The following is a 24,081-nucleotide window of genomic DNA, read 5'->3' on the forward strand; positions in this document are numbered from 1 at the left end:
CGTCGAATGTCTCGTCGGGGAAGGGGAGCTGGAGCGCGTCGGCGTTGATGAACGAGAGCGCTGGGTACTGCTTGCGCCCCTGATGGAGCATTCCGAACGACAGATCTGCGGGCACCACCGTCGCACCCGACTCCGCCAGCACCTGCGACGAGGTGCCGGTGCCCGCCGCCAGGTCGAGAATCAACTGGCGGGGCCGGGGCTCGACGGCCTTGATAGTTTCGCGCCGCCACCCGCGGTCTTGGCCGAGCGAGAGCACGCCGTTCAAGAGGTCGTAGCGTGGGGCGATGTTGTCGAACATGCTGGCCACATCGTCGCGACGTTTGTCGAGCGTGGCGCGGATCCCCTCACGCGGCTGCCGTTGAGCATTCATTGTTCCAGACTAGCCCCACTTTGACACGCCTGAGACAATGGCGGGCGTGGCTAAGAAAGACGTGGTGTTGAAGGCCGAAGGGCTCAAGAAAGCGTACGGTCCCGTGACGATCGTGGAAGGGTTCAACCTCCAGGTGCGCGAAGGTGAGGCCGTCGCGCTCGTCGGACGCAACGGCGCCGGAAAATCGACGGTGCTGCGCTGCCTGGTGGGTGCTGATCGTCCCGATGAGGGCACGGTCACTATCTGCGGCAACCGCATGTCAGAGACGAACCCGCAGATCCGCCGCGACCTCGCCACTGTCATTGACGACCTCGATTTCTTCCCCGACCTCGCCGTCGTGGAACACCTCGATCTGCTCGCCCGGGCACACGGCATCGACTTCCCCGACGACATCGTCGACGATGTGCTGGAAGAGGTGCAGCTCGTGCAGCAGGCGGGTCAGCTGCCGGCCACGCTTTCGTCGGGACAGCGCCGACGTTTGGCGCTGGCTACCGCATTCGTGCGCCCCAGACGTGTACTCGTGCTCGACGAGCCGGAGCAGAGGCTCGACGTCGAGGGCGTCGAGTGGCTGGGCAGACGGCTGAAGGAGGACATGCGCGACGGGTTGGCCGTCGTGTTGGCGAGCCACGAGCCATCCCTGGTAGAGGCCATTGGTGCCCGCGAAGTACGGCTGGGAGAACAGCGTTGAGCGCAGATGCATTGAACGCCCGCTTCGAACCCATCGGAGTACCCGACGAACGCGCCATCAAGCAGCTGATGGGCGACTGGCGCAACGGCCGCGCCGACCGCACGTTCTGGGCTGCGGTGGCCGATTCCTATGTGATGGTCTTCTCCGTCGTCGTGCTCGGCGCGATGATCGGCTCTGCCATCCTCGACGCCCAGCGCTCCGCGTCGAGCTGCGATTCTGCTGGATGCCTGGCCGGCCGCGGGCTCCTACCCTGGGCGGCGGCAGCAGGAATCCTCGCACTCACCCTGGTGTTCAGCCGTATGTTCGGGCCGGTGCTGGCGAGCTCGGCCGAGGGCTTTTGGCTCATGGACTCGCCTATGGATCGCCGACGGCTCCTGCGCGGGCGGTTCGCCGTCGCCATCATCCTCTCGGGAGTGATCAGCGCTGTAGTGGCCGCGCTGGTGTCCGCGCTCAGCGGGCAGACGCTGACGAACGTCGGCGTCTGGTCGCTGTCCGCGGGCCTCGGCGCCGCCGGACTCACTGCCTTCGCCGGCATGGAGCAGACCTACGAGCGACGGTGGCTCGTCATTACCGTGCAGTGGCTGCTCGGGCTCTCAGCGGCAGCCGCACTGGGGGCGCTCGTCGCTGCTGCGGCGGGATGGATCGACGTGCCGCCCAGCGTGTCGTCGGATCTGGCGCTCATCGTGGGCGGCGCCGGCCTCGTGCTGCTCATCGCGTGTGGGGCAAGCGGGTTCCTCCGGCTGCGCAACATTCGGCGTCAGCGGCTCACGTCGGGCGGATCGTTACTGAGCGGCTTGCAGGGCGCCGCGTTCGCGCTGGAGTTCGCGCTCATCCGCGACATCCTCGTCGAGAACAAGTGCAAGGAGAAGGGGCATGTGCGGCCTACCCGCGGCTCCGGCTCTGGCACGCGCGCGCTGATGCTGCGTGACGTGCAGCGCCTCCTGCGCAGTCCGCTGAATCTGGTGGTGCTGCTCATCACCATGGTGGTGCCCTACGCGGTGCTCGCGCTCGGGTTGCAGGCGCTCAACGTCGCGATCTCCGGCATCGTGCTCATGGCCGCGCTGATTCCGTTCATGAACTCCCTGCGCGTGGTTTCGAGAACCAAGGGACTCGCGCGCGCCTTCCCATTCGCGCCCGCCCAGCTGCGCCGGTCCCTCATGGTGGTGCCCGGCATTCTTGCGCTGGTGTGGGCCGCGGGCACGCTGCCCGCCTTCGCCGGAGTGACTGCCGACAAGCAGTTCTCCCTGGTCGATGGCCTTACGCCGACGCTCGTCGCAGCCGTCGCGGGCTTCCTCGGTGCGGTGCGGTGGGTGTCTGCGAAACCGGCGAACTACAACGGGCCGCTGGTCGCCACCGGTACTGGCGCTATGCCGCCTGGGCTCATGTTCTCGATGATCCGCGGCTTCGACATGATCGCGCTGGTCACGTTCCCGCTGCTGTTCGGCTTGCCGGCCTGGGTGTCGATGGTGATCGCCGCCATCGCGTTCTTCTTCTTGAGCTCTGGCCTGGATCAGGAGGGGCTGATGGAGCAGTCGAAGGAGCAGCAGCGGCTCCTCGAGGAGGAGAAGGCCAAGGCGCGCGGCTCGAAGGAGAAGATCCGAGTGCAGCGCGGCAAGCGCTAGCCGGTATTACTCCAGGCCGAAGGCCTGCAGCATCGGCAGGAACTTCGCGCGAGTTTCTTCGAGTTCGAGGCGAGGATCTGAATCAGCGACGATGCCTGCGCCGGCAAAGATGCGGATCTCGTTGGGCGCTTCAGGGCGCACGTGGCCGCCTCGAAGCGCGATGGCCCATTCGCCGTCGCCGTGCATGTCGACCCACCCGACGGGGCCCGCATAGCGCCCGCGATCCATGGGCTCCAGGTCGGCGATCATGTCGCGAGCCAGGTGCGTCGGCGTGCCGCAGACGGCTGCCGAGGGGTGGAGGGCGGCGGCCAGCCGCAGGGAGCTCGAGCCCTCCTCAACAACCCCGGTGATGTCAGTGGAGAGGTGCAGCACGTTGGGCAGTGGCAACACCGACGGGGTCTCGGGCACGTTCATTGCCTTGCAGAACGGTCGGAGCGCGTCGGCGACGGAGTCGACTGCGAACGCGTGCTCGCCCAGGTCTTTCTCGCTGCCTACCAACTGCATCGCTTTGGCAAGCGGGTCGGTGTGATCCGGATCGACGGAGACCGTGCCCGCGAGTACCCGTGAGGTGGCGAGCCCGTCGGACACCCGAACCAGAAGCTCCGGTGTGGCGCCGATCATGCCGTCGACGAGGTACGCCCACGTCATCGGGTAGCGCTCGGTGAGGCGCGCCAGGAGCGCCCGCAAATCGATGGCTTCGGCAGATTTTGCGATGAGGTCTCGAGCCAGCACTACTTTGTGCAGGTCGCCGCGGCGGATGTGTTCCACGCACTGCGCGACGATGTCTGCCCACGCATCCTGGGTGATGGTGCCGGTGTCGAGCGTGAGCGCGGGGGTGTTCAGCGGCTCGCCGGGGTCGGGTAACAGCATCTCGCGGTGGTCGCCCAGCTTCGTGAGCCACGCGTGCTCTCCACGCCGGGCCAGAATGACTCGCGGCACTGTCAGTACGGAGCGGTAGGCGGAACGATCGGGGTCGAAGGCGAAAGAGCCGAAGGCGAGCGGGCCAACGCCGCTGACTCCGGGCAGCTCGGAGTCATGGTCGATCTGTGAGGCAATCTCGCCCCACCACACGTCGGCGGTATCGATGTAGTCGGTCTCGAACCGGGCCACCTCGCCAATGCCGATGAACCCTTCACCCCTACGCAGGAATGCGGCAGCAGGTTCCGATGCCGGAAGAAAGCGTTCCAGCGGCCCCGGGTCGTCAATAGCGACCGTGGTTGCCCGCATCCGAGCGGTCCCAAAATCCAGCATCACCCGACCGAGCATAGCGAGGTTGGTTGGGTTGCTCGACTGCACGTCGTGCTGCGCTGGTTGCGTGATGTGCTGCGCAGCGCCATTTCTACTAGCGGGAGCGTCTTTCGTCGACTTCAAGCAGCGGTGCGACGCGCTCCCCCTCGACGCCCGTCTCACCCTGTACGCACCTCGGAATCGCCCCAACATTTCGCAAGCTGATAGTCACCTAATTGGCGACGGTGTGGCCAGCTGGCACCAATCGTCGGGCAGGCCTAGACTGACCCGGGAATAACCAACGCTGGATAGATGTTTGAGGTGGCAGGAATGGCTCAACCCGCTTGTGAAGCGGACGTCATCGTCGTCGGCGCCGGGCCAGCCGGCTCCACCGCTGCCACCTACCTAGCCCGCCACGGTCTGAACGTCACGCTGCTCGAAAAGTCTCGTTTCCCCCGCGACAAGGTCTGTGGCGACGGGCTCACGCCTCGCGCTACAAGGGCACTCATCCGTCTCGGCGTGGACGTGTCAGAGGGCAACGGCTGGCTCCATAACCACGGCCTCAGGGTGTACGCCGGCCGAAAAGAGCCATACCTCTTCCAGTGGCCCGAGCTGCACGACTTCCCAAGCTTCGGCCTCACCCGGCCGCGAGCCGATTTCGACGACATGCTCGCCAAGATTGCGGTCGCCAGCGGGGCGAGCCTCATTGAGGGTGCGAACGTGTCCGCGCCCATCCTCGACGAGCGCACTGGGCGTATCGCCGGCGTGCGCACCAAGGCAGGCGACGAATACCACGCACCGCTCGTCGTTGCCGCAGACGGCAACTCGGCCCGCCTCGCCATCGCGATGGGCGTCAACAAGCGTGAAGACCGCCCGATGGGCGTGGCCGTGCGCACCTACTACAAGAGCCCGCTCCACGACGACGACCACCTCGAGAGTTGGCTCGAACTCTGGGACGGTGAGCCCGGCAACTCCAACTTGCTTCCCGGCTACGGCTGGGTGTTCCCCATGGGCGACGGTACGGTCAATGTTGGTCTTGGTGTCACGAGCACGTCGAAGGGGTTCGGTAACACCGACTACCGGGCGATGCTGAAGCGCTGGCTCGACAACACTCCCGAAGAGTGGGGCTACCGCGACGAGAACCAGGTGGGCAAGGTGCAAGGCGCCGCATTGCCCATGGCCTTCAACCGCCAGCCGCACTATGGCCGAGGGCTGCTCCTCGTCGGCGACTCAGGCGGCATGGTGAGCCCCTTCAACGGTGAGGGCATCGCGTACGCGATGGAGGCCGCCGAATGGGCCGCCGACGCCTGCGCTGACGCGTTCGCGCGCGGCATCGGCACGCCTGCCGCAGAGCGCGCGCTCCAGGGTTACCCCATCAAACTGAGGGCGGAGCTAGGCGGCTATTACCGACTCGGTACCATCTTCGCGAAGCTCATCGGTAACCCGACGATCATGCGTTTGTGCACGAAGTATGGCCTTCCGCGGAAGCACCTCATGCACCTCGTCATGAAACTGCTCGCAGACCTGCGTGACGCCCATGATGGCGATTGGGCTGATCACATCATCAATGTGCTCTCGAAGGCGGCGCCGTCGGCATGAGCAACAACAATCGAGTGAAGGAGTCCGCATGAACCCCTACATCCCCATTGTGGGAATGATGGTGTTGGCCACGGGATTCGTGGTGGTATCCATGCTGCTCAGCGCAGTGGTAGGCCCGAAGCGCTACAACCGCTCCAAGCATGATGCGTTCGAGTGTGGCATCCAGCCCACCCCGCAGCCTGCCGGCGGTGGCCGCTTCCCGGTGCAGTACTACATCACGGCCATGCTGTTCATCGTGTTCGACATCGAGGTGGTATTCCTGTACCCCTTCGCGGTGTCACGCAACCAGATGGACTTCTTCGTCGTCATCCAGATGGTGATCTTCATCGCGCTGGTGTTCGTCGCATTCTTCTACGTCTTGCGCCGCAAGGGCCTGGACTGGGACTGATCAGATAAAGGAAGTTGTGCAATGGGTCTCGAAGATAAGATTCCGGCAGGCGTCCTGCTGACGTCGGTGGAAGCCATCGCAGGATGGATGCGTAAGACGTCGTGGTGGCCCGCGACGATGGGTCTGGCATGCTGCGCCATTGAGATGATGGCCTTCGGTACGCCGAGGTTCGACGCCGGCCGCTGGGGGCAGGAAGTGTTCCGCTCGCCACGCCAGTCCGACCTCCTCATCATCTCCGGCCGCGTCAGCCAGAAGATGGCCCCGGTGCTGCGCCAGATCTACGACCAGATGCCCAACCCCAAGTGGGTGATTTCCATGGGCGCCTGCGCCAGCTCGGGCGGCATGTTCAACAACTACGCCATCATCCAGGGCGCCGACCACTTCCTCCCCGTGGACATGTACATCCCCGGTTGTCCGCCCCGCCCCGATCAGCTGATCGACGGCATCTTCAAACTCCGTGAAGAGGTATGGAAGAACACGAAGATGGGCGCTCACCGCGCGGCGGAAATCGAAGAACTTGAGCAGGCCGCGTTGGCTGCGCCTGCCAAGGTGGAGCAGAAGGGACTCATGCGATGAGCGAGGAGCACATCCCGCAGCGCGCACAAGAGCCCGCGAAGGGCGCGCCCGTTTTTGAAACAAAGCAGGGCATGTGGTCGCGTGGCTCGGGTGACACGTCGGGGTATGGCGGCATGGTGCGAGAAATCTCCATGCCGGGTATCCCCACCCCGCCCTTCGACGACGCGGACGCCGACGAGATCTACCGCCGTGCGGTCGACGCGCTGCCCGAGGCCGAGCACTTCCCGATGCTCTTCCACAACGGTGAACTCACCATCTACGTGCCGCGTGAACAGCTGGCCAAGGTTGCCCGCACGTTCCGCGACGACCCGTGGCTGCGCTTCGAGGTCATCATGAGCGTCTCGGGCGTGCACTATCCCCAGCAGACGGGCGCCGAGCTGCACGCCGTCTACCACCTGCTCAGCTACACGCACAACCGTCGCGTCCGGCTCGAAGTGAGCTGCCCCGACGGCGACCCCCACATCCCCTCGGTGTGCGCCACCTACCCGATGGCCGACTACGACGAGCGTGAGACGTGGGACATGTTTGGCATCATCTTCGACGGCCACCCCGGCCTCACCCGCATCCTGATGCCGGACGATTGGGAAGGCCACCCGCAGCGCAAGGATTACCCGCTGGGCGGCATCGACGTCGAGTACAAGGGCGCCAAGGTTCCGGCGCCGGACACGCGAAGGAGCTACTCGTGAGCCAGGACGTTTACGCGGCCCCCGGCGAGAAGCCAGCCGATCACGCCTACTTCCCCCAGGGTGGCGACTGGGAAGAGATCGTCGCAGAACAGGCCGAGCGCAGCGACGAGACCATCGTCATCAACATGGGCCCCTCGCACCCATCCACGCACGGCGTGCTGCGCTTGATGCTGGAGATGGAGGGTGAAACGGTCACCTCCATCCGCCCCGGCATCGGCTTCCTCCACACGGGCATTGAAAAGAACGCCGAGTTCAAGACGTGGACCCAGGCCGTCACCTACATGACGCGCATGGACTACGTCGCTCCGCTGTTCAACGAGGCCGTGTACTGCATGGCTGTGGAGAAGCTTCTCGACATCACCGACGACATCCCGGAGCGCGCTCAGGTGATTCGCGTGCTCGTGATGGAGCTGTGCCGCATCGCCTCGCACCTGGTGGCCATTGGCACCGGCGGCATGGAGATTGGCTCGACGACGGTCATGTCCATCGGGTTCCGTGAGCGCGAAGTGATCCTCGACTTCTTCGAAGCGCTCACCGGCTTGCGTATGAACCACGCGTTCATCCGTCCCGGCGGTGTCGCCAACGACCTGCCCGAGGGCGGGCTCGACCACCTCCGCAGCGTCATCGACTGGCTGCACAAGCACCTGCCCGAGTACGCGGGCTTCTGCAACGAAAACCCCATCTTCATCGGCCGCATGAAGGACATCGCGCGCATCGACCTGACCGGCGCGATGATGCTCGGCGTCACCGGCCCGCGTCTGCGCGCCACGGGCTACGAGTGGGACCTGCGCAAGAAGCAACCCTACTGCGGCTACGAAACCTACGATTTCGACGTGGTCACCTGGACGGGGGACGACTCCTACGGCGCCTTCCGCGTGCGTCTCGACGAGACCTGGCAGTCACTCAAGATTGTCGAACAGTGCCTCGAGCGTCTGGAGAAGACGCAGGGCCAGCCCGTGATGGTGGAAGACAAGAAGATCGCCTGGCCCGCACAGCTCAGCATCGGAGCCGACGGTCAGGGCAACTCGAACGAGCACATCAAGCACATCATGACGGGCTCGATGGAAGCGCTCATTCACCACTTCAAGATCGTCACCGAGGGCTTCAAGGTGCCTGCCGGCCAGGCGTACATGGCCATCGAATCCCCCAAGGGAGAGCTTGGCTGCCACGTCGTCTCCGACGGCGGGCCCAAACCCTACCGCGTGCACATGCGCGACCCTGGATTCCACCACCTGCAATCCATCCCCTACATGTGCGAGGGCGGCATGATGTCCGACGTCGTCGTCGCCCTGGCAAGCATCGACCCAGTTCTTGGAGGTGTTGACCGATGAGTGGTGAGTTCAAGACGCACTTCGCGGATTCGGGCACGATTGACTACTCCGACACGTCAACGAACATCGACGACGTCACCATGCACGAGCTGCAGGAGATCGCCGACCGCTACCCTGAGCCGCGCTCGGCGCTCCTGCCGATGCTGCACTTGGTGCAGTCGGTCGACGGACGCATCAGCCCCCGCGGTGTCGAAGCGTGTGCCGAGGTGCTCGGCATCTCCGCAGCACAGGTGTCCGGCGTGGCCACCTTCTACACCATGTACAAGCGCCGCCCAGCCGGGAAGCATCACCTCGGTGTGTGCACCACGTCGCTGTGCGCGGTGATGGGCGGCGACATCCTGCTCGAACAGGTGAAGGACACCCTCGGCATCGACGAGGGCCAGACCACCGAAGACGGCCAGATCTCGCTCGAGCGCCTGGAGTGCAACGCGGCGTGCGACTACGCGCCGGTCATGATGGTTAACTGGGAATTCTTCGACAACATGGACCCGGAGAAAACCGCAGAGCTGCTCGACGCACTGAGCAACGACAAGCCCATCTGCTCCTCGCGCGGCGCGGCCATCACCTGCTGGAAGGACACCGAGCGCGTGCTTGCCGGATTCCCCGACGGGCGCGTCGACGAAGGGCCCTCCGCTGGCCACGCGTCGCTGCGCGGCGTCGAGATCGCCCGGGAGCGTGGCTGGACCGCTCCCGACCCGAACAATCTGCCTGAGCCGCCCGCAGCTGAGGAGGACGCGAAGTGACCGACACACTCACCCCGGTACTCTCCGCCCACTGGGGCAAGGAGCGGTCGTGGAAGCTCGCCGAGTACGAGTCGACGGGCGGCTACCAGGCCGCTCGCAAGGCGCTGGGCATGCAGCCCGCCGACATCATCACCCTGGTGAAGGACGCCGGCCTGCGCGGTCGTGGCGGCGCTGGCTTCCCCACGGGCATGAAGTGGAGCTTCGTGCCGCAGGACAACCCGAACCCGAAGTACCTCGTCGTCAACGCCGACGAGTCGGAACCCGGCACCTGCAAGGACATGCCGCTGCTGATGGCCTCCCCACACACCCTGGTGGAGGGCATCATCATTTCCTGCTTCGCCTTCAACTCGCACCAGGCATTCATCTACTGTCGTGGCGAGGTGGTGCACATCATCCGTCGCCTGCAGGCCGCTGTACAAGAGGCCTACGACGCGGGCTACCTCGGCAAGAACATCTTCGGTAGCGGCTACGATCTGGACATCATCGTCCACGCCGGAGCCGGTGCCTACATCTGCGGTGAGGAAACCGCGCTGCTGGATTCGCTCGAGGGCCGGCGCGGCCAGCCGCGACTTCGCCCACCGTTCCCCGCCGTCGCAGGCCTGTACGCGTCGCCGACGGTGGTGAACAACGTCGAATCCATCGCATCTGTGCCGTCCATCATCGCCAACGGCAAGGAATGGTTCCAGGCCATGGGTACTGAGAAGTCGAAGGGCTTCACGCTGTACTCCGTGTCTGGGCACGTCACCCATCCGGGCCAGTACGAAGCACCCATGGGCATCACCATGCGGGAGCTCATCGAACTCTCCGGAGGCATCCGCCAGGGCCACAAGTTGAAGTTCTTCACCCCGGGTGGTTCTTCCACGCCCATCCTCACCGACGAGCACCTCGACCTCCCGCTCGATTACGAGGGCATGGCTGGTGCCGGCACCATGCTGGGCACCAAGGCGTTGCAGGTGTTCGACGACACCGTCTCGATCGTGCGCACCACGCTGCGCTTCGTCGAGTTCTACAAGCACGAAAGCTGCGGCAAGTGCACCCCGTGTCGTGAAGGCACGTGGTGGCTCGTGCAGCTGCTGATGGCGTTCGAGCGCGGCGAAGCACAGGAAGGCGATGTCGACAAGCTGCTCGACATCTGCGAGAACATCGGCGGTCGTTCGTTCTGCGCGCTTGCCGACGGCGCCGTCGCAGCCGTTCGCAGCGCCGTTACGCACTTCCGTGAGGAGTTCGAGCAGGGGTATCACACGTCTGCACGGGAACTCTTCCCTTACGAGAAGAGCGCCATCTTCGCCAAGGAAGGAGCCACGCGATGAGCGTCGACGCCAAGAGCGCAGCCCAGGTGTTGCCGCCGGAGGAACTCACCACGTGCACCATCGACGGTGTGTCGGTCAGCGTGCCGAAGGGCACCCTCATCATCCGCGCGGCGGAGAGCATCGGCACGAACATCCCTCGCTTCTGTGACCACCCGCTGCTCGATCCAGCCGGTGCCTGCCGCCAGTGCCTCGTCGATATTCCGGACGCCGGCAATGGCCGCGGCTTCCCGAAGCCCCAGCCCGCCTGCACCATGCCGGTGGCCGAGGGCATGGTGGTGAAGACCCAGGTCACCTCCGCCGTCGCCGAGAAGGCGCAGCAGGGGCAGATGGAGTTCCTGCTCATCAACCACCCGCTCGACTGCCCCATCTGTGACAAGGGCGGCGAGTGCCCCCTGCAGAATCAGTCGCTCAGCCACGGCACGGGGGAGTCGCGCTACGGCCTCGCCAAGCGCACCTACCCGAAGCCCATCAACCTCTCCGCCCAGATCCTGCTGGACCGCGAGCGCTGCATTCTGTGTCAGCGCTGCACCCGTTTCGCAGATCAGATTGCGGGCGACCCGCTTATCCACCTCTCCGAGCGTGGTGCGGTCAGCCAGATCGCTATCGACGACTCCAAGCCGTTCGATTCCTACTTCTCTGGCAACGTTGTGCAGATCTGCCCGGTGGGTGCGCTCACCTCGGCGGCGTATCGCTTCCAGGCTCGCCCGTTCGATCTCGTGTCGACGACGAGCACCTGCGAGCACTGCGCTGCCGGTTGTGAGCTGCGTGTCGACCACCGTCACCACCAGGTGAAGCGTCGTCTCGCCGGGGACAACCCGCAGATCAACGAGGAATGGAGCTGCGACAAGGGCCGTTTTGGCTTCGTCTACGCCCGCGAGGATCGCCTCACCCACCCGCTCGTACGTGAGAACGGGGTGCTGCGTCCCGCCTCGTGGCCGGAAGCCATCGATGCTGCGGTGGCAGGCCTCAAGCAGGCCGGCGACGCCGTCGGTGTACAAACCGGTGGACGCCTCAGCGTCGAGAATGCGCTCGGCTACTCGCGCTTCGCACGCGCCGTGCTGGGCACGAACAACATCGATTTCCGCTCCCGCCCGTCCGCCGACGAGGAAGCAGTATTCCTGGCAGCCCGCGTCGCTGGGCGCACCCAGGTCAGCTGGGCCGACGTGGAACAGGCGAGCACCGTGATCCTCGTCGCCTTCGAGCCCGAGGATGAGATGCCCATCGCCTTCCTGCGGTTGCGCAAGGCGGTGCGCAAGCAGAACCTCAATGTGCAGGTGATCGCGCCATTCGCGTCGAAGGGCTCCGAGAAGCTGTCCGCGACGTTGATCCCGACCGCTCCTGGCGACGAGGTTGCGGCGCTGGAGGCGCTGGAGAATCTCGACGACAGCACCATCATCATGGTGGGGGAGCGGGCGGCCACCATCCCCGGTCTGCTCAGCACCGCTACCAGGATCGCCGACGCATCCGGCGCCCACCTGGCGTGGATGCCGCGGCGTGCAGGCGACCGAGGCGCGCTCGATGCAGGCTGTCTGCCTGGTTTGCTGCCGGGGGGTAGGCAGGTCTCCGACGCGGGAGCCCGCGTCGATGTCGCTGCCGCCTGGGGCGTCGACGCGCTGCCGGAAGCCGAAGGGCTGAACGCGCAGCAGCAGTTCGACGCTGTACAGCAGGGCACGCTGAAGGCGCTCGTCGTGGCTGGTGTCGAGCCGGGCGACATGGCTGATCCAGCCGCCGCCCTGGCGGCGCTCGAAGCCGCGGAGTTCGTCGTGAGCATCGAGCAGCGCCCCTCCGAGGTGACGGAGCGCGCCGACGTCGTGTTCCCCGCCGCGCTTGTGGAGGAGCAGAGCGGCCACTTCCTGAACTGGGAAGGCCGAGAGCTGCCGATCGGGCTGGTGACGTCGTCGACGCACTCGCCGATGACAGACCTGCGCATCCTTGCCGCACTGTCGGACGCACTGGGCTCCGACCTGGGCATTCGCACTACCGCATCCGCTTGGGCGAGTTTCCAGGAACTGCAGGACTGGGAAGGCGCTCGCGCCTCCGCACCGCAGTGCGCCCCTGCCACGAAGGCTGACGGCGTCCTGTTCGCCGGCTGGCGTGAGCTGCTGGATGCTTCGCGCGGTAACGACCACGAGGTCGCGCTGCGCAAGACCGCCCGCCCCGCCGTCGCACGCGTCTCCGCCGCCACGGCTGAGCGGCTCGGCCTCACCACTCACGCCCGCATCGAATGCGACGGGCGCGAGCAGGTGCTGCCCGTCGAGGTGGTGCGCGGCATGGTCGACGACGTCGTGTGGGCGCCGCTGAATCCGGGGGGCGGCCGTCTCGCGGCGCTGCCCGGCACACCCGTGACGGTGACCGCCGTCACGATCAACGAGGGAGCAATGGCATGAATCCCGTCTTCTTCCACGATCCGTTCTGGTTGACCGTGGTCAAGATCCTGCTGCTGTTCGTAGTGCTGCTGGTCTGGACCATCTTCAACGTGTGGTACGAGCGGCGCCTGCTGGGCAAGATGCAGAACCGCATCGGCCCAGTGATGAACGGCCCGTTCGGTTTGGGGCAGGCGCTCGGCGATGGCGCCAAGCTGATCTTCAAGGAAGACTACCGTCCGGCAAACACCGACGCGTTCATCTTCAACCTCGCACCGATCCTCGCAGGCTTTGCCTGTTTTACCGGCTGGGCCGTGATTCCCTTCGCCGGTGAGGTCACGATGTTCGGCGTCGAGACGAGGCTCCAGCTCACGGACCTTCCGGTGGCGGCACTGTTCGTCATGGCGATTGCGTCCATCGGTATCTACGGCATCGTGCTGGCGGGCTGGGCGTCGTCGAACTCCTACTCGTTCCTCGGTTCGATCCGCTCGGCAGCGCAGATGATCTCTTATGAACTCGCGATGGGCCTGGCGATCGTCGGTGTGCTGATGCGCTCCGGTTCGATGTCCACGTGGGAGATCGTCGAGGCGCAGAACGAACCGATTCCCTTCGCGATTCCGTTCACCAACCAGCTGTTCATGGATGGCAACCACCACATCACCGGCTGGTACTTCTTCCTGCTGTTCCCGTGCTTCGTGGTGTACGTGATCTCCATGGTGGGCGAGACCAACCGCGCACCCTTCGACCTGCCCGAGTGTGAGTCGGAGCTGGTGTCGGGATTCATGACCGACTACTCCGGCTTCCGCTACGCGATGTTCTTCCTCGCGGAGTACATCAACATGCTCACGGTGTCGGCGATGTGCGTCACGCTCTTCCTGGGCGGCTACCTCATGCCGTGGCCGCTCAACCTCATCCCGGGCCTCGCTGATCCGGGCTGGTGGGGCGTGCTCTCGTTCATCATCAAGGTACAGCTCGTCTTCAGCTTCTTCATGTGGCTGCGCGGCGCAACCTGGCGTTTCCGCTACGACCAGTTCATGAACCTCGGCTGGAAGTACCTCATCGAGATCGTGCTGGTCTACCTCGTGCTCGTGATGCTGTTCCCGCAGGCCTCTGCGCTCACCGGCGTGCTGGTCGCCATCGGCGGGTTCTGGCTCCTCGCTTCGAAGCGTCGCGACGATCTCGAGCCCACGCCTGAACCCGAACCGGAGCACCCCGAGGTATTCGATCCGTTCGCGGGCGGCTATCCTGTGCCGCCGCGCAAGGGCCAGGTGTTGCCTGAGCTCGCGGGTGTCGTCGCCGGGGCCACCGACGACGAGGACGACGCAGATACCGAGACGACTGGGAAGGACGCCTGATGGGATTCACCGATGAGTGGGCCGGATTTGGCATCACATTCAAGACGATCTTCCGCAAGACCTTCACCCAGGACTACCCGCACAAGGAACCTGAGAAGGTACTGCAGCCGCGCTTCCACGGACGTCACCAGCTGAACCGCTGGCCCGACGGGCTGGAGAAGTGCGTCGGCTGCGAGCTGTGTGCCTGGGCGTGCCCGGCAGACGCCATCTACGTCGAAGGTGCAGACAACACGGAGGACGAGCGGTTCTCGCCCGGCGAGCGCTACGGGCACGTCTACCAGATCAACTACCTGCGCTGCATTTTCTGCGGCCTGTGCATCGAGGCATGCCCCACACGGGCGCTCACCATGACGAACACGTGGAAGCTCGCCGACAAGACGCGCGAGAGCCTCATCTACGAGAAGCACCAGCTGCTCGCACCGCTGCTGCCCGGTATGGAAGAGCCGCCGCACCCGCGTCGACTCGGCGACGACGAGGACGACTACTACGCCGGACTCCCCGCCACCGGAGAGCTGGATACCCGCAGCGCCACCACCCAAGGAGCGGTTGAATGACGACCTTCATTCCCTTGGCCACGGCATCGGATGTGGCCTTCTGGATCGCAGCGCCGATCATGGTGGCCTGCGCTCTGGGTTTCATTGTCTCCCGCAAGCCGGTGCACTCGGCAGTGTGCATGGCCGGCGTTATGATCGGGCTGGCGGTGCTCTACGGTGCGCTGGACGCTCCCTTCCTGTTCGTGGCACAGATCATCGTCTACACGGGCGCCATCTTGATGCTGTTCGTGTTCGTCGTGATGATCATCGGCGTGCACAGCACCGATTCGCTGGTGGAAACCATCAAGGGCCACCGCGCCGCGTCGATCGTCGCCTCGCTTGGCTTCGGCATCCTGATCATCGCGGTGGTCGGACAGCTGGCGACCTTCGGGGAACCCGCTGGGCTGGCGACTGCCAACCAGGCCGGCAACGTCGAGGGCCTCGCCAAACTCGTCTTCCACGATTACGTGATCGTGTTCGAGCTCGCTGCAGCGCTGCTCATCGTCGCACCCATGGGCGCACTCATTCTTACCCACGGCGACGAGCTGAAGAAGAAGGTCAGCCAGTGGGGCTCCGCTACCGAGCGCACCAAGGCCTACGCCGAGGAAGGCGCTCACCCCGGGCCCCGACCCAGCTCCGGTGTGTACGCGCGCCACAACTCGATTGCATCCCCGGCGCTGCTGCCTGACGGCTCCGTCGCTGAGACCTCGCTCTCGCAGACGCTGCTCGACCGCGGCATCGCCGTCGACGTCGACCAGCTGCGCGCACCCACCGACGAGGTCCGCAAGGCCATCGAATCCGCTCGCGCCGACATCGAAGGAGGCCAGGCATGACCACCGCATCACTGCTCGTGCTTTCCGCGATTTTGTTCACGGTCGGAGTAGCAGGATTCCTGCTGCGCCGTAACGCGATCATCGCGTTCATGTCGATCGAGCTCATGCTGAACGCTGCGAACCTCGCGTTCGTCGCGTTTGCCCGCCAGCACGGCGGCCTCGAGGGGCAGATGGCGGCCTTCTTCGTGATGGTCGTTGCCGCCGCTGAGGTCGTGGTTGGCCTCGCCATCATCGTTGCCGTCTATAGGACGCGTCGCTCGGCTTCGGTCGATGACGCGAACCTCATGAAGTTCTGAGAGGCGAAACCGTGATTCTTCTCGAAACCCTGGAAGCGAACGTGGCCGTCGGCCTCTTTGCGCTCGCTCCGTTGATGATCGCGATTCCGCTTGCGACGTCGTTCCTGCTCCTGCTGCTCGGCAAGGTGTCGGACAGCTGGGGGCACTGGCTGGCGACGTTGGCGCCCATCGCCTCCTTCGTCATCGGCCTGCTGCTGTTCCTGCAGATGCTGGAGCAGCCCGAAGCCGTGAATATTCAGGTGTACGAGTGGCTCGCCACCGGCTCGTGGAGCGTGAACATCGCCCTGCTGGTCGACCAGCTGTCCATCCTGTTCGTGCTGCTCATCACGGGCGTGGGTTCGCTCATCCACATCTACTCCATCGGGTACATGGCCGAAGATCCCCGTCGTCGACGTTTCTTCGCCTACCTGAACCTCTTCATCGCCGCGATGTTGACGCTGGTGCTGGCCAACAACTACCTCATGCTGTTCATCGGCTGGGAAGGCGTGGGTCTCGCCTCGTACCTGCTCATCTCGTTCTGGGCTCACCGTGAGTCCGCTGCAGCGGCTGGTAACAAGGCGTTCATCGTCAACCGCGTGGGTGACCTCGGCATGGCCACCGCGATCTTCACCATGTTCGCCCTCATCGGCTCCGTCGATTTCCAGGCGGTCAACGAGGCGGCGCCGAACATGGGCGGCTGGGCCACCCTGCTCGGCTTCCTGCTCCTGCTGGCCGCGTGCGGTAAGTCGGCGCAGGTTCCGCTGCAATCCTGGCTGCTCGACGCCATGGAAGGCCCGACACCGGTCTCCGCGCTCATTCACGCGGCGACGATGGTCACCGCCGGTGTGTACCTTGTGATCCGCTCGAACGCGATCTACGCGCAAAGCCCCGAGGCGACGCTCGCTGTCGCGATCGTCGGTACCGTCACGCTGCTGGCTGGTGCCTGGATCGGTTCCAGCAAGGACGACATCAAGAAGGTGCTCGCTGGCTCGACCATGTCACAGATTGGCTACATGATGCTCGCGGCCGGTCTCGGCCCGATCGGTGCCGCGTTCGCGATCTTCCACCTCATCACGCACGGCTTCTTCAAGGCCAACATGTTCCTGGGCGCCGGCTCCGTCATGCATGGCATGAACGACGACGTCAACATGCGCAACTTCGGTGGGCTGTCGAAGGCGATGCGAATCACCTTCCTCACCTTCGCGATGGGGTACCTCGCCATCATCGGCTTCCCCTTCACCTCGGGCTTCTACTCGAAGGACCACATCATCGAAGCCGCCTTCGACACCAACATGGTGCTGGGCATCCTCGCACTGGTGGGCGCGGGTATCACCGCGTTCTACATGACGCGCCTGATGATGATGACGTTCTTCGGTCAGGAGCGCTGGGACAAGGACGTGCATCCGCACGAGTCGCCGCTGAGCATGACGATTCCGCTCATCATCCTCGCGGTGCTGTCGCTCGTGGCTGGCCTGTTCATGAACGGCTGGATTCAGGAATGGCTCGCTGTTCCCACCGGCCACGAGGTCCACGAGACCGGGCTGCTGCACATCACGTCGATCGGATGGCTCACCATGGCCACGGTCGCCGTGGGTGTGCTCGTCGGCTGGTTCATGTTCAAGGACAACATTCCGAAGGAGGCCCCCGCTACGAAGAACCCGCTGCTGCTCGCTGGCCGCGCGGATCTCTACGGTGACCAATTCAACAAGTACGCCGTCATTCAGTCGGTCAAGGGCATCGCGTCGGGCTTCGCATGGTTTGATCGCACGACGCTCGACGGGATCCCCGAGGGCGGAGCGTCGGTGGCGGCCGGCCTCGGCGGTGCGTTGCGGAAGACCCAGAACGGGTACTCCCGCAGCTACGGACTCACGCTCGTCGGCGGTGTCGTCGTGTTGCTGCTCGTCGTCGTACTGGGACAGCTGGGCTAAGGAGATTTGAAACTATGTTGTTGACCATCCTCGCCCTGCTACCGATCGTCGGTTCGGTGGTCGTTGCCCTGCTCAAGGGGCAGACCGCCAAGCTGATCGGCATGGGCTTTGCGCTGACCACGTTGGTGCTCGGCGTCGTGACTGCCGCGATGAGCATCTCGGGCACGATGTCGCTCGCCATCTCGGTGCCGTGGATTCGCCCGATTGGTGCGTTCTACGCCCTCGACATGACCCGCATGGACGCGGTGCTCGTGCTGCTGACCGTCATCCTCGTGCCGGTCGTGCTGCTCGCTGAGTGGCACATCGACGAGCGCAGCGACGTGCGCGGCACTGCGTCGGGCTTCTTCTCGCTCGCGCTGCTCATGCAGGGCCTGGCACTGTTCGTGTTCCTCGCGGGCGACCTGCTGCTGTTCTACCTGGCCTTCGAAGCCACGCTCATTCCGATCTACTTCCTGATCGGACGCTTCGGCGGCGAGGGCAGGCAGCGCGCTGCGGTGAAGTTCCTGCTCTTCTCGCTGGCCGGCGGTTTGGTGCTGCTGGTGGGCATCGTCGGGCTCTACGCCGTGTCCGTTTCGCAGGGTCAGCCGAGCCTGCTGATTCAGGATCTCGGTTCGCTGGAGATGGCGACGTCGACCGCGCACTGGCTGTTCATCGCGGTGTTCTTCGCGTTCGCCGTGAAGGCGCCCCTGGTGGGCGTACACTCCTGGCTGCCCGACGCTGCCGCGGCCGCGTCTCCGGGCACCTCGACGCTGCTCGTCGGCGTGCTGGACAAGATCGGCACCTTCGGCATCATCAAGATCTGCTTGGTGATCTTCCCCGAGTCGGTGCAGTGGGCCGCGCCAGTGGTGATCGTCTGGGCTATCGTCTCGATGTTCTTCGGCGCGCTGATGGCGCTGAACGCCACCGACATGCTGCGCCTGGTGAGCTACACATCCATCAGCCACTTCGGCTTCATGGTGGTGGGCATCTTCGCGCTCACGACGCAGTCGATGACCGGCTCGATCTTCTACATGCTGAACCATGGGTTCTCGACGGCGGCGCTGTTCCTCGTCGTTGGATTCCTCGTCGCCCGCCGCGGCAGCCAGGACATCAACGACTTCGGCGGCGTGCAGAAGGTAGCCCCCGTGCTGGCCGGCTTCTTCCTGCTGTCTGGCCTGTCGGCGCTCGCACTGCCTGGCATGTCGAGCTTCGTTTCGGAATTCCTGGTGATGGCCGGCACATGGCAGCGGTACCCCGTGCACGTCGCCTTCCTGGTGGTGGGCATGGTGCTGGCTGCCAGCTACGTGCTGCGTCTGTACAAGACCACCATGACCGGCCCCGTCACCGAGCAAGTTGAGGAGAAGGTGAGCAAGGACCTGAGCCTTCGCGAGAAGGCGGCGGTGTTCCCGCTGATCGTGCTGCTCCTCGTCCTGGGCTTCCTGCCCAAGCCGGCACTGCAGATCATTGATGAAGCCTCGACGGGCTTCCTCACGGTTGCAGGTGTCTCGGATCCCGCCCCACAGATGAAGGAAGGCGGACGCTGATGAACGTCCTGGAGATTACGGCACCCACTATCGAGTGGGCGTTGCTCGCACCGCTGCTCGTGGTGTTTGGCGGCGCCGTGCTCGCCGTCGTGGTCGAGGCATTCACGCCCCGTAGCTCGCGCTACGTCGTGCAGACCAGCCTCGCGTCGCTCACCATCCTGGGCGCTGGCGCGGCTCTCGCGCTACAGCTCGGCAACTTCGAGCCGCAGAAGCTTGCGATGGACACGATCTCGTACGACGGTCCGACACTGGTGTTCTGGGTCCTCCTGCTCGTGTTCGGGCTGGGTGGCGTCGCGCTGTTCGCTGAGCGGGGCGTCTCCGACGGCCAGTCGGCATTCGCGCCGTCGGCTTCGGCGGCCCCTGGATCCCCTCTCGAACGTGAGGCCGTGCGCCTTCGTCGCGAGCACACCGAAGTATTCCCGCTGCTGCTGTTCACGCTGCTGGGCATGATGCTGTTCGCCTCCGCCAACGACTTCATCTTGATGTTCGTGGCGCTCGAGGTGTTCTCGCTGCCGCTGTACCTGCTGTCGTCGATGGCGCGACGCCGTCGCCTGCTGTCGCAGGAGTCTGGTCTGAAGTACTTCCTGCTCGGATCGCTCGCCTCGGGTATCTTCCTCTACGGCGTGGCCATGCTGTACGGCTACTCGGGCTCGCTGAAGCTCACCGGCCTCGAAGAGGCTGTGAAGTCGCAGACCGACAACTACTGGCTGTTGCTGCTGGGCCTCGTGCTGGTGTCCGTCGGCTTGCTGTTCAAGATCGGCGCGGTGCCGTTCCACTCGTGGACGCCCGATGTCTACATGGGCGCCCCGACCCCGGTCACCGGTTTCATGGCGATTGCGACGAAGTCCGCCGCCGTTGCTGCGTTGGTGCGCGTGCTGTTCGTCGGCTTGGGCGGCGCCCGATGGGACTGGCAGCCGTTCATCGCGGTCGTCGCGGTGTTGTCGATGGTCGTCGGCGCGGTGATCGCGCTGTGGCAGACCGACATCAAGCGCCTCCTCGCGTACTCGGCCATCACGCATGCTGGTTTCATCCTCGTGGGTGTCGTCGGCGCGGTTGTGCTCGACAAGGACGTGTTCGTGACGTCCCTCGGCGCGGTGGCCTTCTACCTGCTCACCTACGGCGTGGCGACGCTGGGTGCGTTCGGCCTCGTGATGTGCGTGCGTCGGGCGGGTGGCGAAGCCACGTCCCTTGACGACTGGAAGGGCATCGGCAAGAGCAACCCGCTGCTGGCTGGTGTGATGACGCTGTTCTTCCTGAGCTTCGCTGGCATTCCGCTCACGGCCGGCTTCGTCGGCAAGCTCGCCGTGTTCGCGGCGGCCTTCCAGGGTGGCTACGCGTGGCTGGTGATCGTCGCGATCATCATGAGCGTGGTGGCGGCGTACTTCTACCTCAAGGTGACGGTCGTGATGTGGTTCGACTCCGCCGACGAGGACTCCGAAGTGGTCGTGGCTACTCCGTCGCTGTGGGTGTGGAGCCTCGTGGTGATCTCCGCGCTCGCGACGGTGATCCTCGGCCTGGTGCCCGGCGGTGTCCTTGACCTGTTCGGACAGTTCTCGGAGTTCATCCGCTGATGACTGCATCCTTTGACGCACGGATCCAGAAGCGGCTCGACGAGTTCGAGCCGCTTCTGGCCGCTGCGGCCGTGGCGAACACTCCGTACGTCACGCAGGCAGCGCGCCACGTGATCGAAGCAGGAGGCAAACGATTCCGCCCCATGCTGGTGTTCGTGGCGAGTGAATTCGGAGAGGTGAGCGACGAGCAGCGACTCCAGAACGCCGCGATGGTGATGGAGTTGACGCACGTCGCGAGCTTGTACCACGACGACGTTATGGACGAGGCTGACGTGCGGCGAGGAGCGCCGTCGGCGAACCGGTTCTATGGCAACTCGGTGGCGATCCTCGTCGGTGATTTCCTGTTCTCGCAGGCCTCTGACATGGTGGCCGGTCTCGGCCCGGAGTTCGTGCAGCTGCAGTCCAGGACGTTCTCCAGGCTCGTGCAGGGGCAGATCGCGGAGACGATTGGCCCGTCGGAGGAAGATGACCCCCTCGAGCATTACCTGCAGGTGATTGCCGACAAGACGGGCTCACTCATCGCGGCGTCGGCGTGCTTCGGTGCGATGGCTGCGAACGCGAGCGCCGAGCATATCGAGGCGCTGCGCAGCTTCGGTGAGGAGATCGGCGTGGTGTTCCAGCTCTCCGACGACCTCATCGACATCACCTCTGAGCAAACCGGCAAGACGCCCGGTACCGATCTGCGTGAGGGCGTGCCCACGCTGCCGGTGCTGATGCTGCGGAAGAAGAACGACCCGGCTGACGCCGAGCTGCTGACGCTCATCGACGGTGACCTCACCGACGACGCCACGCTGGCGGAGGTGCTGCGGCAGCTCCGCGCCCACCCGATCATGGACGAAGCGAAGGCCGAGGTGGAACGCCACGCTGCGCTCGCCCGCCAGACGCTCGCTCCGCTCCCGGAGGGCGACGCCAAGACCGCGCTGTTCGAAGTGTGCGACGAGCTCGTCCGCCGCGAGCACTGAGCCACAGATCTTCGGTGGTTGAGTAGCCCGCGGAGCGGGCGTATCGAAACCACATCGCATCCGTCATCTAACCCAATATCCACATTCGTTTCCGAAAATCGGCCAAAAACGCCTTCTACGGCAAACGCGTGTGGATATTGGGTTACTTCTTCACGGAGACAGCATCTCGATACGGCGACTGCGTCGCCTACTCGATGGGCTGGACCTGACCGGTGGTTGAGCAGGGCGACCCGATCACCAGATGCTGACGCGCTCCTGAGGCTCGAGCCAGAGACCATCGCCAGGGGCTGTGTCGAAGGCCTCGTGGAAGGCATCGACGTTCTTTACGATCTGGTTCACGCGAAACTCAGCGGGGGAGTGGGGGTCGACGCTGAGGAGCATCTTCGCCATCTCCGGGCGGCGCTTCGACTGCCACACCTGCGCGTACGACAGGAAGAACCGCTGCGCGGGAGTGAACCCGTCGATCGGCTCCCCGTCGGGGCGCCCGCCCGCGATCAACCACGCCTTGTACGCGATGCCGACGCCGCCGAGGTCACCGATGATCTCACCGAGTGTGAGCTTGCCGTTCACGTGCCCGTCGACGCCCTCGGGGGAGAGCCCATTGTACTGGCTCACGAGTCGGGCCGTGGCTTGCTCGAACGCGGCCTTGTCGTCGGCGGTCCACCAGTCACGAATCTTGCCCTCGGCATCGGTCGTCGAGCCCTTGTCGTCGAAGCCATGCCCAATCTCGTGCCCGATGATCGCACCAATGGCGCCGTAGTTGACGGCATCGTCGGCGTCGATGTTGAAGAACGGCGGCTGCAGAATCGCCGCGGGGAACACGATCTCGTTGCGCAGCGGGTGGTAGTACGCATTCACCGTCTGGGGCAGCATGGCCCAGTCGGATTCCTGCACCGGGCCGAGCACGCGCGACAGCGAGTACTCGAAGTCAAACTCGTTGCTGGCAAGCACGTTCGCGAGCAGGTCGTCGCCCACCTCCAGCGCGGAGTAGTCACGCCAACGCGACGGGTAGCCGATCTTCGGCGTGAATCCCCTGAGCTTCTCGAGCGCCTGCTCCTTCGTCGTCTCGGACATCCACGTGAGCTCGCGGATGGACTGGTCGTAGGCCTTGATGAGGTTGCCGACGAGCGCATCCATGGCGGCCTTGGCCTCGGGCTTGAAGTGTTTCGCCACGTACAGCTTACCGATGGCCTCACCAATCACACCCTCGACGAACGCGATGCCGCGCTTCCACCTGGGACGCAACTCCTGGGTACCGGAGAGTGTGCGCCCGTAGAAGTCGAAGTTGGCTTCGACGAACTGCGACGACAGGTAAGGCGCGACGCTCGAGATCACGTGCCAGCGCGCCCACGCGCGCCACGCATCGGCAGGTTCCTCCTCGACGAGCCTGGCGAGCGCCTCCACGAACGACGGCTGCTCGACGACGACGTACTCCAGCTTCTCGACGGGGATGCCCGCCCCTTCGCGGAACCGCTCCCAAGCGAATCCAGGCGCAACGCTCTGCAGCTCCTCCCACGACTTCGGGTTGAACATCGCGACGATGTCCCTACACCGCACCTTGTCCCAATGCTGCGCAGCGATCTTGGTTTCGAGCGCCAGCACGGCGTCGGCCTGATCGGCGGCGTCGGAAACACCGCCGAGCGCGAGCATGCGCTCGACGTGGGCACGGTACGCAGCTCGGGTCTCGGCGTGTTCCTCGAGTCGGTAGTACTCCTCATCCGGCAGTCCCAGCCCGCTCTGCGCGATGAACAAGACGTAGCGAGAAGGGTCTCCCGGGTCAGTTTCCTCGCCGAAGTGGACGAGGCTCAGCAACCCCCGACGCGCCGCGTCACCCAGGTAGCTGGCGAGCGAGGCGCCGTCGGTGATGCCCTCGATGGCCTCCAGGAGCGGGCGCAGCGGTGCGGCACCGAGCTTTTCCACCTTCTGCTCATTCATGAACGACGCGTAGAGCTGCGCGATCTTCGCTTCCTCGGAGCCGGGTTCAGCGTTGCGGATGCCCTCGACGATCGCACGCACATTCGCCTCCGCATCGTCGCGGAGATCAACAAAGGCACCGGCGGACGATTTATCGGGATCGATCTGCGCGGTGGCGAGCCAACGCCCGTGGAAGTGGCGGAACAGGTCGTCGACGAGGCGCACCTCGTCGTCGCGGTGAGAAAAATCGAGTCCAGTCATGCCGTCCAGCCTAGTTGGCGCTC

21 protein-coding genes are annotated in these 24,081 nt (G+C 64.9%); 18 read left to right on the plus strand and 3 right to left on the minus strand.

From position 1 onward, the window contains the following. Window positions 1–370: class I SAM-dependent methyltransferase (locus tag Q0X68_RS06375; RefSeq protein WP_297749164.1), on the minus strand; the 370-nt coding region annotated here is incomplete at its 3' end. Window positions 371–407: 37 nt separating this feature from the next. Here Q0X68_RS06375 and Q0X68_RS06380 point away from each other — a divergent pair. Both Q0X68_RS06380 and Q0X68_RS06385 read left to right on the plus strand, forming a co-directional pair. After that, a complete protein-coding gene (locus Q0X68_RS06380; RefSeq protein WP_174202221.1) occupies window positions 408–1,058 on the plus strand; it encodes an ABC transporter ATP-binding protein in 651 nt (216 codons plus the stop codon). Continuing rightward, complete coding sequence (locus Q0X68_RS06385; RefSeq protein ID WP_297749168.1) at window positions 1,055–2,680, plus strand: DUF6297 family protein; 1,626 nt, start codon at window positions 1,055–1,057, stop codon at window positions 2,678–2,680. Before Q0X68_RS06380 ends, Q0X68_RS06385 begins: the two co-directional genes overlap by 4 nt. Window positions 2,681–2,686: 6 nt before the next feature. On the opposite strand, the gene Q0X68_RS06390 is transcribed toward Q0X68_RS06385, so the two are convergent. Beyond that, window positions 2,687–3,931, minus strand: a complete 1,245-nt coding sequence (locus tag Q0X68_RS06390) for an isochorismate synthase MenF (protein ID WP_297749171.1) — start codon at window positions 3,929–3,931, stop codon at window positions 2,687–2,689. Between the two features lie 306 nt (window positions 3,932–4,237). Here Q0X68_RS06390 and Q0X68_RS06395 point away from each other — a divergent pair, with 306 nt between their 5' ends. The 16 genes from Q0X68_RS06395 to Q0X68_RS06470 all read left to right on the plus strand — a co-directional run bounded on the left by Q0X68_RS06395 (window position 4,238) and on the right by Q0X68_RS06470 (window position 21,883). Next, window positions 4,238–5,506, plus strand: coding sequence for a geranylgeranyl reductase family protein (locus Q0X68_RS06395; protein ID WP_297749175.1), 1,269 nt, complete (start codon window positions 4,238–4,240; stop codon window positions 5,504–5,506). Between the two features lie 28 nt (window positions 5,507–5,534). After that, window positions 5,535–5,894, plus strand: a complete 360-nt coding sequence (locus tag Q0X68_RS06400) for an NADH-quinone oxidoreductase subunit A (RefSeq protein WP_108870274.1) — start codon at window positions 5,535–5,537, stop codon at window positions 5,892–5,894. 21 nt (window positions 5,895–5,915) lie between these two features. Next, window positions 5,916–6,470, plus strand: coding sequence for an NADH-quinone oxidoreductase subunit B (locus Q0X68_RS06405; protein WP_108870272.1), 555 nt, complete (start codon window positions 5,916–5,918; stop codon window positions 6,468–6,470). Next, window positions 6,467–7,156, plus strand: a complete 690-nt coding sequence (locus tag Q0X68_RS06410) for an NADH-quinone oxidoreductase subunit C (RefSeq protein ID WP_297749178.1) — start codon at window positions 6,467–6,469, stop codon at window positions 7,154–7,156. The genes Q0X68_RS06405 and Q0X68_RS06410 overlap by 4 nt, the downstream gene beginning before the upstream one ends. Beyond that, on the plus strand, window positions 7,153–8,487 hold the full coding sequence (locus Q0X68_RS06415; RefSeq protein ID WP_297749180.1) for an NADH-quinone oxidoreductase subunit D: 1,335 nt from the start codon (window positions 7,153–7,155) through the stop codon (window positions 8,485–8,487). The genes Q0X68_RS06410 and Q0X68_RS06415 overlap by 4 nt, the downstream gene beginning before the upstream one ends. Next, the gene (nuoE, locus tag Q0X68_RS06420) at window positions 8,484–9,230 is read left to right on the plus strand and encodes an NADH-quinone oxidoreductase subunit NuoE (RefSeq protein ID WP_108870266.1); all 747 of its coding nucleotides are present in this window, start codon (window positions 8,484–8,486) and stop codon (window positions 9,228–9,230) included. Before Q0X68_RS06415 ends, nuoE begins: the two co-directional genes overlap by 4 nt. Continuing rightward, window positions 9,227–10,540, plus strand: a complete 1,314-nt coding sequence (nuoF, locus tag Q0X68_RS06425) for an NADH-quinone oxidoreductase subunit NuoF (RefSeq protein WP_297749185.1) — start codon at window positions 9,227–9,229, stop codon at window positions 10,538–10,540. The genes nuoE and nuoF overlap by 4 nt, the downstream gene beginning before the upstream one ends. Beyond that, window positions 10,537–12,927 carry an NADH-quinone oxidoreductase subunit G gene (locus Q0X68_RS06430; RefSeq protein ID WP_297749188.1) on the plus strand — a complete coding sequence of 797 codons (2,391 nt, stop codon included), beginning with the start codon at window positions 10,537–10,539 and terminating at the stop codon, window positions 12,925–12,927. Before nuoF ends, Q0X68_RS06430 begins: the two co-directional genes overlap by 4 nt. Then, window positions 12,924–14,258 (plus strand): NADH-quinone oxidoreductase subunit NuoH, encoded by a 1,335-nt coding sequence (nuoH, locus tag Q0X68_RS06435; protein WP_297749192.1) that lies wholly within the window; start codon window positions 12,924–12,926, stop codon window positions 14,256–14,258. Before Q0X68_RS06430 ends, nuoH begins: the two co-directional genes overlap by 4 nt. Continuing rightward, entirely contained in the window at window positions 14,258–14,812 is a 555-nt protein-coding gene (gene nuoI / locus Q0X68_RS06440) for an NADH-quinone oxidoreductase subunit NuoI (protein ID WP_297749195.1), read from the plus strand. Before nuoH ends, nuoI begins: the two co-directional genes overlap by 1 nt. Then, entirely contained in the window at window positions 14,809–15,624 is an 816-nt protein-coding gene (locus Q0X68_RS06445) for an NADH-quinone oxidoreductase subunit J (protein ID WP_297749198.1), read from the plus strand. The genes nuoI and Q0X68_RS06445 overlap by 4 nt, the downstream gene beginning before the upstream one ends. Beyond that, complete coding sequence (nuoK, locus tag Q0X68_RS06450; protein WP_108870253.1) at window positions 15,621–15,920, plus strand: NADH-quinone oxidoreductase subunit NuoK; 300 nt, start codon at window positions 15,621–15,623, stop codon at window positions 15,918–15,920. Before Q0X68_RS06445 ends, nuoK begins: the two co-directional genes overlap by 4 nt. A gap of 74 nt (window positions 15,921–15,994) precedes the next feature. Continuing rightward, window positions 15,995–17,827 (plus strand): NADH-quinone oxidoreductase subunit L, encoded by a 1,833-nt coding sequence (nuoL, locus tag Q0X68_RS06455; RefSeq protein WP_297749262.1) that lies wholly within the window; start codon window positions 15,995–15,997, stop codon window positions 17,825–17,827. 14 nt (window positions 17,828–17,841) lie between these two features. After that, a complete protein-coding gene (locus Q0X68_RS06460) occupies window positions 17,842–19,350 on the plus strand; it encodes an NADH-quinone oxidoreductase subunit M (RefSeq protein WP_297749202.1) in 1,509 nt (502 codons plus the stop codon). Continuing rightward, window positions 19,350–20,921 (plus strand): NADH-quinone oxidoreductase subunit NuoN, encoded by a 1,572-nt coding sequence (nuoN, locus tag Q0X68_RS06465; protein WP_297749205.1) that lies wholly within the window; start codon window positions 19,350–19,352, stop codon window positions 20,919–20,921. The genes Q0X68_RS06460 and nuoN overlap by 1 nt, the downstream gene beginning before the upstream one ends. Next, window positions 20,921–21,883, plus strand: a complete 963-nt coding sequence (locus Q0X68_RS06470) for a polyprenyl synthetase family protein (protein ID WP_297749207.1) — start codon at window positions 20,921–20,923, stop codon at window positions 21,881–21,883. The genes nuoN and Q0X68_RS06470 overlap by 1 nt, the downstream gene beginning before the upstream one ends. Window positions 21,884–22,117: 234 nt before the next feature. Here Q0X68_RS06470 and Q0X68_RS06475 read toward each other — a convergent pair whose 3' ends face one another. Then, entirely contained in the window at window positions 22,118–24,058 is a 1,941-nt protein-coding gene (locus tag Q0X68_RS06475; RefSeq protein ID WP_297749209.1) for a M13 family metallopeptidase, read from the minus strand. Between the last annotated feature and the right edge of the window lie 23 nt (window positions 24,059–24,081).

Source organism: uncultured Tessaracoccus sp. (assembly GCF_947286155.1).
In the GTDB taxonomy this organism is placed as follows: Bacteria; Actinomycetota; Actinomycetes; order Propionibacteriales; family Propionibacteriaceae; genus Arachnia.